The organism is Zunongwangia atlantica 22II14-10F7, from assembly GCF_002094855.1.
GTDB classification, from domain to species: Bacteria; Bacteroidota; Bacteroidia; order Flavobacteriales; family Flavobacteriaceae; genus Zunongwangia; species Zunongwangia atlantica.
In genome coordinates this window covers 134,301-147,028 of sequence record NZ_ARYN01000004.1, presented here as the reverse complement: position 1 = coordinate 147,028, position 12,728 = coordinate 134,301, and the positions used below count along the sequence as shown (strand labels likewise).

The 12,728-nt window shown below is 33.9% G+C and carries 10 protein-coding genes; 2 read left to right on the top strand and 8 right to left on the bottom strand.

The annotated features are described in order from the left end of the window. Position 1: 1 nt before the first annotated feature. The 3 genes from IIF7_RS05495 to IIF7_RS05485 all read right to left on the bottom strand — a co-directional run bounded on the left by IIF7_RS05495 (position 2) and on the right by IIF7_RS05485 (position 4,395). Positions 2-2,584, bottom strand: a complete 2,583-nt coding sequence (locus tag IIF7_RS05495; RefSeq protein ID WP_084840678.1) for a phosphoenolpyruvate carboxylase — start codon at positions 2,582-2,584, stop codon at positions 2-4. Between the two features lie 91 nt (positions 2,585-2,675). Continuing rightward, complete coding sequence (locus tag IIF7_RS05490; RefSeq protein ID WP_013072138.1) at positions 2,676-3,155, bottom strand: Lrp/AsnC family transcriptional regulator; 480 nt, start codon at positions 3,153-3,155, stop codon at positions 2,676-2,678. Between the two features lie 76 nt (positions 3,156-3,231). Continuing rightward, a complete protein-coding gene (locus IIF7_RS05485) occupies positions 3,232-4,395 on the bottom strand; it encodes a M14 family zinc carboxypeptidase (RefSeq protein WP_084840677.1) in 1,164 nt (387 codons plus the stop codon). A 278-nt stretch (positions 4,396-4,673) separates the two neighbouring features. On the opposite strand from IIF7_RS05485, the gene IIF7_RS05480 reads away from it, so the two are divergent. Continuing rightward, entirely contained in the window at positions 4,674-5,111 is a 438-nt protein-coding gene (locus IIF7_RS05480) for a helix-turn-helix transcriptional regulator (RefSeq protein WP_084840676.1), read from the top strand. Between the two features lie 31 nt (positions 5,112-5,142). Continuing rightward, on the top strand, positions 5,143-5,517 hold the full coding sequence (locus IIF7_RS05475; RefSeq protein WP_084840675.1) for a DNA topoisomerase IV: 375 nt from the start codon (positions 5,143-5,145) through the stop codon (positions 5,515-5,517). Between the two features lie 268 nt (positions 5,518-5,785). Here IIF7_RS05475 and mscL read toward each other — a convergent pair whose 3' ends face one another. The 5 genes from mscL to ychF all read right to left on the bottom strand — a co-directional run bounded on the left by mscL (position 5,786) and on the right by ychF (position 12,572). Beyond that, on the bottom strand, positions 5,786-6,238 hold the full coding sequence (gene mscL, locus IIF7_RS05470) for a large conductance mechanosensitive channel protein MscL (protein WP_084840674.1): 453 nt from the start codon (positions 6,236-6,238) through the stop codon (positions 5,786-5,788). Further along, positions 6,238-8,868, bottom strand: a complete 2,631-nt coding sequence (locus IIF7_RS05465; protein WP_084840673.1) for a DNA gyrase/topoisomerase IV subunit A — start codon at positions 8,866-8,868, stop codon at positions 6,238-6,240. Before IIF7_RS05465 ends, mscL begins: the two co-directional genes overlap by 1 nt. A 3-nt stretch (positions 8,869-8,871) precedes the next feature. Then, positions 8,872-9,354, bottom strand: a complete 483-nt coding sequence (locus IIF7_RS05460; protein WP_084840672.1) for a hypothetical protein — start codon at positions 9,352-9,354, stop codon at positions 8,872-8,874. Positions 9,355-9,356: 2 nt separating this feature from the next. Then, complete coding sequence (locus tag IIF7_RS05455; protein ID WP_084840671.1) at positions 9,357-11,213, bottom strand: DNA topoisomerase IV subunit B; 1,857 nt, start codon at positions 11,211-11,213, stop codon at positions 9,357-9,359. Between the two features lie 264 nt (positions 11,214-11,477). After that, positions 11,478-12,572 carry a redox-regulated ATPase YchF gene (gene ychF / locus IIF7_RS05450; protein WP_084840670.1) on the bottom strand — a complete coding sequence of 365 codons (1,095 nt, stop codon included), beginning with the start codon at positions 12,570-12,572 and terminating at the stop codon, positions 11,478-11,480. Positions 12,573-12,728 lie beyond the last annotated feature (156 nt).

Here is a 12,728-nt window from a genome sequence, read left to right as displayed (position 1 = left end):
TCTATGCTGAATTTCTACTCGCGTTAATGTTACCATATAAAGATCTAGTTACCATTTTTTCGAACTCATCCAAACGTTCACTGTCGTTACCATCCTGAAGTTTTTGAACCATTCTTAAGGCGTGTTGCTGTATCGTTAAAAGTGGAAGCACGATTCGTTCTCTGGCCTGGATAGATGCTCGCATTGCTGGCTCGTTTTCCATAAGCTCTTTATATCCTGTTACTTTAAGCAACATTTCTTTAGAGCGCAGGTACTCTGCATGAATAAGTTCCCAGAATTCGCCAAATTCTTCATCTTCTTTCATATAGGATGTTAATTCGAAGAATGATTTGGTTAAACTCATCATACTATTTTCCAATAGCGTTTTAAAGAAAATCGAATTATTGTAAAGTTGTTTTACTTTATCAAACTCTCCTTTTTCCTCGAATTTCTTTAATGCAGTTCCTACACCAAAAAATCCTGGTACGTTTTGCTTAAGCTGGCTCCAGCTTCCCACAAAAGGTATCGCACGTAAATTATCTAAGTTTAACGCATTGTTGTTTCTCTTAGAAGGACGGCTACCAATATTAGTTTTAGCATAGTACTTAAGAGTACTCATTTTTTCTAAATAAGGGATAAATCTTGGATGTGCTTTAAAGTCCATATACGTATTATAACTAGACTCTGCCAGCTCGATCATTGTAGCACGATCTTCACCTGTTAAATTATTTTTCCCTTGATTAAAAATCTCGTTAGAAACCCCTGCACTAATTAACTGCTCCAGGTTATACTGGCAACTATCCTTAGTTCCAAAATTACTACTAATGGTTTGTCCCTGTACCGTTAGCTGAATTTCTTCATTTTCGATAGCTGAACCTAAAGAAGCATAGAATTGGTGCGTTTTACCACCTCCACGTGCTGGTGGTCCTCCACGTCCATCAAAGAAAGTTACTTTAATATCATAATTTCTAGAAATTTCGGTAAGTTCCTGCTTCGCTTTATAAATACTCCAGTTAGCCATTAAATAACCACCATCTTTAGTACCATCACTAAATCCAAGCATTATGGTTTGTTTATTTCCCCTACGCTTTAAGTGTTCACGATAAACAGGATTACTATATAAAATTTCCATCACACCTGGTGAAGCTTTTAAATCTGGAACAGTTTCAAAAAGTGGAATAATATCTACTGAAGGTTCGTCCCAACCACATAAACGTAAGAAAGCAAATGGTTCTAATACACTTTGTGGAACTTCACTGTGACTAATAATATACCTATTGGCACCTTTTTCACCATTACTTTTTTGAATTTGTTTCATAGCATGGATCGAAGAAATGGTTGCTTTACCCATTCCGTCTTCACTATCAAATTCATCTGCTGAAAGATTACCAGTTACTTTAGTAAGAATTTCGATTTGTTCCTCGTCTGAAAGTTCAGGGTAATTTTTAGGAATCAGGTTATCACCTCTTTTTTCACAAACAGCGATAATTTCTGAAAGTACTTCTTCATGCACTCCACTATCCTGACGGATATCCAAGGTTGCTAAATGATATCCAAATAAGTTAACCTTATTTAAAAGATCATCTACATCATCTAAGAATAAAGACTGATGTTTATTTATTAACACCTCTCTGATTGAGTGTAGTTTATTCTTTAACTCTTCAAGTGATAATTTAACCGAACTACCTTCAGAAACTGCGCCTTCATACAAGGCTCTTTCTATTTCTTCAATAGTTTCTTTAACACCTTCAAAAGTTAATCTTCTCTTTAATTTACGAGCATCGCGGTAATAACAAAATAGGATTGTACTTTTTAATCTTTTGGCTACCTGTAGTGTAATATCTGTAGTTACAAAAGGGTTTCCGTCTCTATCTCCTCCAGGCCAAAATCCAAGTTCGATAATTTCGTTACCTATACTATCTCCATCAAACATATTTTGTTGAATGTAGCTGTAAATTTTACTTACACTCTGATAAAATACATTTTCAAAATACCAGATAAGACTTACAGCTTCATCAAACGGAGTTGGTTTTTCTTTTTTAAAGAATGCCGTTTTTCCTAATTGCGATAAAAGCTGCTTAATTTTTACAAGATCATCATTTTGAATTGCTTTGTCTAAATCTGTTATGATTCCAAGAACAGAACCAGGATAAAACTGCGTAGGATGCGCCGTTAAAGTTGGTCTTACTTTAAATCTGGTTAAAAACTCTTTTAAATTTTCTGTTTGGTTTTGAGATTCAGACTCTTCTTTCATATTTCGCAGTGTACCAATCCCATCCATATTATTTACAATTGGGAAGGCTGCGTCTTCAATAGCATCAAATAATACTACCTGTCTTTCAATATATTGTATGAACCTAAATAAAAGATCATTCATTTCTTTTTCTGAAGGATCATCAAGATATTTTTTGAAAAAAGCCTCTACAATTTCAGAGGGATTTTTCTTCTGCTTAAATCCTTCTTCACAAACTTCCTGAAACAGTGGCAATAAAGAGCCAGTTTTACGGATGTCATTGAAAGGTAGGGTTAGAAAAAGACTGTTATAAATTTGATACTTAGAAAGAACATTTTCGTTGAAACGCTCTAACTTAGGTTCTCTATGCATAATTTTGGTGTTTAGTTGTTTTAAAATTATAAAAAAACCCTTCAAACAAAAGAGCTTAAAGGGTTTTTAATAAAAGTTTAGTATTCTCTCCTTACAGCTCCTTAAAAATAGAGTGCATTAAACGTTTCTTATCGTTAATGCTCTCTTCTAAAGAAATCATAGTTTCTGTACGGTATACTCCTTCGATATCATCTAGTTGAAAGATAATTTCTTTTGCATGCTGTGTGTTACGCGCTCTTACTTTACAGAAAACATTAAATTTTCCGGTGGTTACGTGAGCAACAGTTACAAAAGGAATTTCATTAATTCTTTCTAAAACAAATTTGGTTTGTGAAGTGTTTTTAAGGAAAACACCTACATAAGCGATAAACGCATATCCAAGTTTTTGATAATCCAGCGTTAAAGAAGAACCTATAATGATTCCTGCTTCTTCCATTTTCTTTACACGAACGTGAACCGTACCGGCAGAAATTAGAAGCTTTTTAGCGATATCAGTAAACGGAGTTCTAGTATTCTCGATAAGCATGTCGAGAATCTGGTGATCTGTTTCGTCTAATTTAAATTTGGCCATTTTCTTAACTTCTTTTTATTATATGAAGTTCAAAAATAATACAAAAACTTTGAAGTATTTATAATTTTTTGAAGAATTAATCACATTTAACCATTAAAATCTCTTTATTTAAGAATATTTTATCAACTATAACGTTTGCGACTGGTGTTTTCTGCCCTGCTATCTCTAAGATTTTACCTTCCCCATCTACCTCTTTATGCCCATATTTGTCAATTTTATCCTCAATATTTTCAATTTTCGGTATAAATTCTACTTTATTCCCAACTAATTTTTCTGAATATTGAATACTCACATCCTTAATTGTATCCATAATTCGGACGTTTTTAATCAAAATATCATTGAATTTCTTGTCATTTTCAGGAATATTGAAGTAAGCTTCAGTGTTGAAATTTTTGTAACTTTCTGTACCAATGCTTCTTAGTGAAGAAATAATACTGGCAACAACAAATTCTCGGGTAGTTTCACGGGTATAATCATTAGGAAAATGACCTTCTTCAAATAAAACAGTTGGCACTCCTTCGCTTTGAAAAGTATCTCCCGTGCAATTAATATTAAATCCGTCATCGTAACGACCAATCTGGCCTGGTAAAGCTTCCTTTAAATCATCAGCAATTTGAGCAATAACTTTCATGCTTTCTATACGCTTTTCTGTAATCTTACGCTCTTTGTCTTCAGCAGGCGTTAAAAAAGACATTACAGCCGACTTATTTGTGGGGCCAGCACTAAAAATGGTACGCTGCCCATGTAAGTTTAGACAAAAATCGGGTTTAATTTTATCAAAAGCGTTTCTAAGAATACGGCTCTCTGGCTGAGTTAGGTTTTGTGCATCTCTATTTAAATCAACATGATTAAAATTTAACCGAGTATACTTTCTAGAACCATCTGGATTAAGCATAGGGATACAATACAAGCTAATATTGTTTAAAATCTCACTTGTTTCTTTAGCCTCTATATTAATAAGCGCATTAATAACGTCTAAAACAGCTCTGGTTGTGGTAGACTCATTTCCGTGCATCTGGGACCAGGCAAGCACTTTTGTTTTGCCACTTCCAATCTTTATAAGATGAATAGGTTCTTTATTGGCGGAATACCCAATTTTGAATAATTCTACATCCTTTTCAAATTCATTTAATATCGGTTGAATATGAGACTGATTTATATATCTGTCTTTTATCTGATTTAGTTTAAAGTCTGGATATCGATCCATGATATCTTTAATGGTAGCTGCGTACTTTTTCATGTTGACAAAAGTAAAAAACCTATATTTTACAATTGTAAACATACCTAACTTATTTAATTGTTTACAATTGTGATTAAAGTTGATTCATTCCTGAAAAACAATCTTGGAATTAATCCTAAAACAAGTAATAGTAGTTTTACATCATTCTTTTTTAGTTATTTATATTCATATATTTAAACCTGAAGTTTAAACAAAGTCACTAATTCACAAATGTGATTTGCAATATTTAATCTTTTAATTTACATTTGTAAATAGATTGATTTAATTCTGATTTTACAATGGTAAACACGAAGGAGTTTACAAATAGACTACAGGAGATTATCGAATATTATGATCTTACAGCCTCTTCTTTTGCAGATAAAATTGAAGTTGGCCGCTCTTCTATTAGTCACCTTTTATCTGGAAGAAATAAACCTAGCTTAGAGTTTGTGATGAAAATTGTAAAAACTTTTCCTGAAGTCGAACTCTACTGGCTATTGAATGGTAAAGGAACTTTCCCGAAAACAGAAACTCCGATACCCTCTGAAAATTTGGGAACTTCATCTTCAGCTAAAGCTTCCCAAAAAATTACGAAACCAGAAAATGACTTATTTTCTAATCCAGATATTCATTTAGAAAATAAGTACATTCCTAAACTTTCTAATAAAGCCGATAAAAAGATTTCAAAAGTGATTATTTTCTATGAAGATGGAACTTTTGATGCCTTCGAAAATTGAATTTTCAAGGCTTTTAGATTAGTTTTGTGCTATGAAAAAATTAGTCTTTCTAAGTCTATCTTTAGTTTTTCTTGGCTGCTTTGAGCCAGAAAAAAAATGTCAGGACTTTCGCACCGGTACATTCGAGTTTCAAACTTATTTAAATGGAGAAATGGTAACTTCCCGTTTCACAAGAACCGATAGTTTAGAAATAGACACCTTCCAGGGAAAAACAGATACATCTTCAGTACGATGGATTAACGATTGCGAATTCGTATTAAAAAATCTTCATCCAAAAAATATGCAGGAACGCCAGGCAATCCACATGCGTATTATTAAAACAGATAAAGATGGATATACTTTTGAATATGGGAAAGTTGGAGATCCGCGTAAAGAAAGAGGATCTGTATACAAAGTTAAAGACTAATCATGATTTAAAAATTCATCTCAAATTTCAACAATCTTAATCTTAGCAAGAATTTAAATTTGAGCAGAATGATTTCAAAACCATTTTCTAAATATGGTTTTACCGAAGTAAATTACCTAAGGGCAAGCCCGTGAGCCATTTTTTTTAAAATCGTCTTTGCATGGAGTTTGTATCGAGGCAAGCCTTGGAGAATTTAATCTCTATTATCGAGTAAATAAGATTTTTACAAAAAAGCTAACTAGGATAAAACTTAATACAGAAACCAAACTTATTTAGTATTCTTCCTTAGCAATTCATTTTGCTCTTTAATAAGCGTATTTAAGCTGGAAAGTAATTCGATATCTTTTGGAGTATCTACCTCTTTATTTTCTGGATCCTGAGCTTTTGCTCTAAATCGGTTCATTAGTTTTACTACGATAAAAATAGTAAACCCAATTATAAAAAAATCAATTAAAGCTTCCAATAAAGCACCGTATGCAATGGCTACTTCTTCAACAGCTTTTCCAGTAGCACTTGCGGTAGCTTCAATACCTTCTCTTAAAACGATTTTTTTGTCAGAGAACTGAATTCCATCTGTCATTAAACTTAAAGGTGGTGTAATCACTTCTTTTACCAGTACATCGATCACTTTATTAAAAGCAGCACCAACAATTACCCCAATGGCGATATCTACCATATTACCTTTAATGGCAAATTCCTTAAACTCTTTAAGTATTCCCATTATTCGTCATCAAATAATTTGGTTTGATTTTCTTCAGAAGAGTCGCTATCCTCTTTAAAACTTGTGCCCGATTGGTTTAAATCTATCTCATTTTCTTCTTCAATTTCCTCTACCTCTGGATCTGGCTCATCTGGTAATGGATCTAGCAACGTTATTGTTTTTACTTTATCTGTAGTTAATTGATTTCCAAGAGCCTTAATTCCTTTTATTGAAATAAATTCTTCAATGTTAATTTCTTCATTTGGCCTACGATCTTTTCCTTTTAATTTGGTAAATTCTAACTCTACCATTGGGAAATAATCTGTAGAAACCACTTCTAAATATGCATTTTCATGATCACTGATAAATTTCTCTTCTTTATCTGGATTTTCAATAATAAATCTTTTCACGTAAAAGCGTTCTTTTTCTGGCTCCCAGTAAATAGCCGATATTGGCTTTTTTGGATTCCATTTTTCTAGAACGATCATTTCTTCGTCAAAACGCTTAGTTAACTCAGGTTTAATCGTTTTTACTACTCCATCCTGAGTGATAATTAAAAGCCTGTCTTCTCCTTTAAATTCACCTAAAAGTTCTCCACGTTCGTCTACATTAAGACGTTTTACAACATCATCAAACCAAATTTTTCTTGGTTTTAAAGTAGAAACTCCTTCTTCTTTTAGCTCAATTCGTTTAACTGAATATTTAGTGACAATATTCCCCTTAACGTTTCTTCCTTTAATTAGGATATTGGCAAAATCCAATTCAAATTTAAGTTTCTTAATACTGCCAACCTGTCTTAAGAAAACAGTGATCACTTCAGCCTCACCATTAGGATTGGCTGAAAAATAGATTGCTTTTGAATCTTTTTTACCCTGAGTTAGATCGTATTCTCTATCTCTGGTTACAGATGTTACTGCGAAACGTTTTACATAAGAAGCCCCACCTTTACCGTCGCGATAAATCATATTATAAATGGTACGCTTGTCTTTTTTCTTAAAAACAGCAACATGAATAATATCTTTACCTATAAAAGTTTTGGTATCTACTTTAGTAACCATCATTTTACCATCTGCGGTAAAACATATAATATCATCGATATCAGAACAATCGGTCACATATTCGTCACGCTTTAAAGCAGTTCCCACAAAACCTTCTTTACGATTTACGTAAAGTTTGGTATTTCTTATCACTACTTTAGATGCCTCGATATCCTCAAATAAACGCAGTTCTGTTTTTCGTTCTTTGCCTTCACCGTATTTTTCTTTCAGCTTTGTAAAATAATCTACGGCGTATTGTACAAGATTATCTAAATGATGCTTAATTCTTGCAATATCATCTTCTAAAGCATCGATTTTTTGTTGTGCTTTATCTATATCGAATTTTGAAATTCTTTTAATTCGAATTTCTGTAAGTCTTACGATATCCTCTTCAGTAACTGCACGTTTTAAATGCTTAATATGTGGTTTTAGACCTTCATCTATCGCGCTAATTACCCCTTCCCAGGTTTCTTCTTCTTCAATTTCACGATAAATTCTATTCTCTATAAAAATGCGTTCTAAAGAAGCAAAATGCCATTGTTCTTCTAACTCGTCGAGTGTAATTTCTAACTCGCGCTTTAGAAGATGAAGCGTATGATCTGTAGACGATCTTAAAATATCTGAAACTCCTAAAAACTCTGGTCTATTATCTACAATTACGCATCCTAGTGGAGACAACGAGTTCTCACATTGTGTAAATGCATAAAGTGCATCGATCGTTTTATCTGGAGAAATATTATTAGGAAGATGGATCTGGATCTCTACTTCTGCAGCAGTATTATCCTCGATCTTTTTGATCTTTATTTTTCCTTTTTCGTTAGCTTTTAAAACCGAATCGATTAAACTCGAGGTTGTAGTACCAAATGGAATTTCTGTAATTACCAGCGTATTTTTATCAAGCTGACTAATTTTTGCACGAACTCTTACCCGGCCACCACGTTTACCGTCGTTATAATTTGAAACATCTGCAATACCTCCCGTTGGAAAATCTGGAAAAATCTTAAAACGTTTTCCCTGTAGGTGTTTAATAGAAGCATCTATAAGTTCATTAAAATTATGCGGCAGCAATCTGGTACTTAAACCAACCGCAATACCTTCAGCTCCCTGCGCCAAAAGCATTGGGAATTTTACGGGAAGATTAACTGGCTCTTTTTTACGACCATCATAAGAAGCCTGCCATTCGGTAAGTTTAGGATTGTACAAAACTTCTAAAGCAAACTTAGATAATCGCGCCTCAATATATCTAGGTGCAGCAGCTCTATCCCCGGTTAAGATATTTCCCCAGTTTCCCTGTGTATCAATTAAAAGATCTTTTTGCCCAATTTGCACCATAGCATCACCAATACTGGCATCACCATGCGGGTGATATTGCATAGTATGTCCAACGATATTCGCTACTTTATTGTAACGCCCATCGTCCAGGTCTTTCATAGAATGCATAATTCGTCGTTGTACCGGCTTAAAACCATCTTCCATGGCTGGCACGGCACGTTCAAGAATTACATAAGAAGCATAATCAAGAAACCAGTCTTTATACATACCGGTTACTCGCATTAATTCTTCTTTAGGTGTATTTAATTGTTCGTCTTTAGATTCTTCGGGATTCTCTTCCATATGCTAAGCAACAGCTTTAGGTTTGTCCAAAATACTTTGTAAAGAGGCGACAAGGCCGCGTTTCTTTTTTATACTTAAAAATGTGGTGTTAAACGTATATTTTTTAAAACCTTTTCTTCGTCGTGATTTAATATAAATGGTAATGCTTGAATATATACCGTAGTTTGTAAATTTAAATTTTGCCAGTTTTCGCTTCGGAAATTCGGCTTTTCGAACCCGATACTCCATAAATTTTGAAAAGAAAACTCCGTTATTTTTGAAAATTAGGGTTTCCCCATCACTATCAAAATCAAAGCTTACTCCTATTTTATGAACAAAAAGAAATATAATTAAGGTTACGATATTCGGTAAAAAATGACTGAATTTTATAGGCTCATCACGTCCCATCAATTCTATATTCACAAAAATGTTGGTTAAAAATACCGCCACCAAAACTATATAAATAGGTGGGATAATTTTTATTTCATTCTTGTTTGTAAACCTCATAGTTATGCTTCTTCAATAAGATCCAGCTCTACTTTTAAGTTATCAATAATAAATTCCTGGCGATCTGGCGTGTTTTTACCCATGTAGAAACTCAGCATCTCTTCTATAGATTTATCTTTATCTAACATCACAGGATCCAGCCTTATATCTTCACCAATAAAATATTTAAATTCGTCTGGAGATATCTCTCCAAGCCCTTTAAATCGTGTTATCTCAACCTTTCCTTTAAGCTTTTCTATCGCCTGTCTTCGTTCATATTCTGAATAACAATAGATCGTTTCCTTTTTATTTCTAACTCTAAAAAGCGGAGTTTGTAGAATATATAAGTGATTTTCTTTAATTAATTCAGGAAAAAACTGAAGAAAAAATGTGATTAATAATAATCGAATATGCATTCCATCTACATCGGCATCGGTAGCGATCACAATATTATTGTAACGTAAATCTTCTAAAGATTCCTCTATATTTAAAGCCGCCTGTAAAAGGTTGAATTCTTCGTTTTCGTAAACAATTTTTTTACTTAGACCGTAGCTGTTTAAAGGTTTCCCCTTCAAACTAAATACCGCCTGTGTATTTACATCTCTGGATTTCGTAATCGATCCACTAGCCGAATCTCCCTCGGTAATAAACAAAGTAGTCTCTAAATAGCGCTCTTTTTTGCTGTCCCCAAGATGTATTCTACAATCCCTAAGTTTTTTATTATGTAAACTGGCTTTTTTAGCTCTTTCTTTAGCTAATTTTCTAATTCCTGAAAGATCTTTACGCTCACGCTCTGCCTGTAAGATCCTACGTTGAAGTTTTTCAGCCGTTTCCTGATTTTTATGAAGGTAATTATCAAAATTACGTTTCACAAAATCGTTAATATAGGTACGAACTGTTGGGAAATTACCTCCCATATCTGTAGAACCTAGTTTTGTTTTTGTCTGACTTTCAAAAACGGGTTCCATTACTTTAATAGAAATTGCCCCAACAATCGATTTTCGAATATCTGACGCATCGTAATTTTTTCCGTAGAATTCTCTAACCGTTTTTACGATGGCTTCCCTAAAGGCTGCTAAGTGCGTACCACCCTGCGAAGTATTTTGCCCGTTTACAAAAGAATGATACTCTTCACTATACTGTGCTTTACTATGAGTAACAGCAATTTCTATATCTTCACCACGTAAATGTATAATTGGATATAAACGATCCTCTTTATTTAAAGTGTCACTAAGCAGGTCTTTTAATCCATTTTCTGAAAAGAACCTCTCGCCATTAAAAATAATACTTAACCCGGGATTTAGGTAAACATAATTTTTAATCATTTTTTCGATGTACTCATTTCTAAACTTGAAGTTTTTAAAAATAAGTTCATCTGGGACAAAAGTAACTTTAGTACCACGACGACGTGAAGTTTCCTCTAAAGATTCTTCGTTGGTTAAATTTCCCTGCTCAAACTCGGCTGCGTGAGATTTGCCATCTCTGTTAGATTCTACTCTAAAATAAGAAGAAAGTGCATTTACCGCTTTTGTACCAACACCGTTTAAACCAACAGATTTTTTAAATGCCCGGGTATCGTATTTACCCCCGGTATTCATCTTAGAAACAACATCCACTACTTTTCCAAGCGGAATACCACGACCATAATCACGAACAATAACTCTTTGATTTTGAACAGATACCTCGATAGTTTTACCGGCACCCATCACAAATTCATCAATACAGTTATCTAAAACCTCTTTTAATAAAATATAAATCCCATCGTCTGCACTAGAACCATCTCCTAATTTCCCGATGTACATCCCGGGACGCATTCGAATATGTTCCTTCCAGTCCAGCGACCGAATATTATCTTCGGTATACTTTGTTTCCTGACTCATGTGTGTAAATAGTGGCGTTTCCCGGCTAATATAAGATATACCGGTAAAAGTTAAAACCCTGTAGCGACAAAGTAATTAACAAAGGCTTTAGAAAAATTGTTAATTGCGCAATTTTTCTGCAGGTCCTTTAAACTGAATTAAATGTAAACCAAAAAGAAAAACGTACTATATAAATAATACGTTTTTCTAAAATTCTATAAATTGAAGCCTATTTCTTATTGAAGCGAATTGAAATTTCCCATCATTTGAAATGGTCTTCTATTTTTATACGTTAAATCTAAAATGCATCACATCACCATCCTGAACAATATATTCCTTCCCTTCTACTCGCATTTTACCAGCTTCTTTTACTTTCGCTTCAGATCCTAGTTCAGAATAATCATTGTATGAAATTACTTCAGCACGAATAAATCCTTTTTCAAAATCGGTATGGATTACACCCGCTGCCTGTGGTGCGGTTGCGCCAACCGGGATGGTCCATGCGCGTACTTCTTTAACTCCCGCAGTAAAATAAGTTTGTAGATTTAATAAACTGTATGCACCACGAATCAATTTTGCAGATCCTGGCTCTTCTAAACCTATATCCTGAAGAAACATTTGGCGCTCCTCATAATCATCTAACTCTGTAATATCAGCTTCAGTTCCTACCGCAAGTACTAAAACTTCGGCATTTTCATCTTTTACCGCTTCACGAACTCGATCTACATGAGCATTTCCGGTAACAGCAGCTTCTTCATTTACATTACAAACATACATTACCGGTTTATCTGTAATAAACTGCAATGGTTTAATAAATTCTTTGTGCTCATCTTCAGTAAAATCTACCGCTCTTATCGATTTTCCTTCTTCTAAACCAGCTTTTGCTTTTAATAAAGCAGCTTCTTCTTTCTGCGCTTCTTTATTCCCTGTTTTTGCGGCACGTTTTACTTTTTCAAGTTTTTTCTCTGCCGTTTCAAGATCTTTTAACTGAAGTTCCATATCGATAGTTTCTTTATCACGAATAGGATCTATAGATCCATCTACGTGAACGATATTATCGTTATCAAAACATCTTAAAACGTGAAGAATAGCATCTGTCTCACGAATATTAGCTAAGAATTGGTTACCTAAACCTTCTCCTTTACTCGCTCCTTTTACAAGTCCCGCAATATCTACGATTTCTACGGTTGCCGGCTGTACTTTTTCTGGATTCACCAATTCTTCTAATCTTTTAATACGAGGATCAGGAACGTTTACCACTCCCACATTAGGCTCGATCGTACAAAAAGGGAAATTTGCGCTTTGTGCTTTTGCATTAGAAAGGCAATTAAACAAAGTCGATTTTCCTACGTTTGGTAATCCAACAATTCCGGCTTTCATAAATTAAATTTTGATGCTATTGATTTTGCGGCTGCAAAGATAGGAATTAGATACGAATTTCTCACATCTCAAATTCTATATAATTGATTTTAAAAATTAGCTTTAAAATCTTACAATCTTAAAACAAAAAGGAGAGCAATTGCTCTCCTTATATTC

What these genes read in the sequence shown, in the direction of transcription:
- mscL (WP_084840674.1), bottom strand. Translation starts at nt 6,238, where the DNA reads ATGGGAATACTTAAAGAGTTTAAGGAATTTGCCATTAAAGGTAATATG.
- IIF7_RS05465 (WP_084840673.1), bottom strand. Translation starts at nt 8,868, where the DNA reads ATGGAAGAGAATCCCGAAGAATCTAAAGACGAACAATTAAATACACCT.
- IIF7_RS05480 (WP_084840676.1), top strand. Translation starts at nt 4,674, where the DNA reads ATGGTAAACACGAAGGAGTTTACAAATAGACTACAGGAGATTATCGAA.
- IIF7_RS05475 (WP_084840675.1), top strand. Translation starts at nt 5,143, where the DNA reads ATGAAAAAATTAGTCTTTCTAAGTCTATCTTTAGTTTTTCTTGGCTGC.
- IIF7_RS05485 (WP_084840677.1), bottom strand. Translation starts at nt 4,395, where the DNA reads ATGAAAAAGTACGCAGCTACCATTAAAGATATCATGGATCGATATCCA.
- ychF (WP_084840670.1), bottom strand. Translation starts at nt 12,572, where the DNA reads ATGAAAGCCGGAATTGTTGGATTACCAAACGTAGGAAAATCGACTTTG.
- IIF7_RS05495 (WP_084840678.1), bottom strand. Translation starts at nt 2,584, where the DNA reads ATGCATAGAGAACCTAAGTTAGAGCGTTTCAACGAAAATGTTCTTTCT.
- IIF7_RS05455 (WP_084840671.1), bottom strand. Translation starts at nt 11,213, where the DNA reads ATGAGTCAGGAAACAAAGTATACCGAAGATAATATTCGGTCGCTGGAC.
- IIF7_RS05490 (WP_013072138.1), bottom strand. Translation starts at nt 3,155, where the DNA reads ATGGCCAAATTTAAATTAGACGAAACAGATCACCAGATTCTCGACATG.
- IIF7_RS05460 (WP_084840672.1), bottom strand. Translation starts at nt 9,354, where the DNA reads ATGAGGTTTACAAACAAGAATGAAATAAAAATTATCCCACCTATTTAT.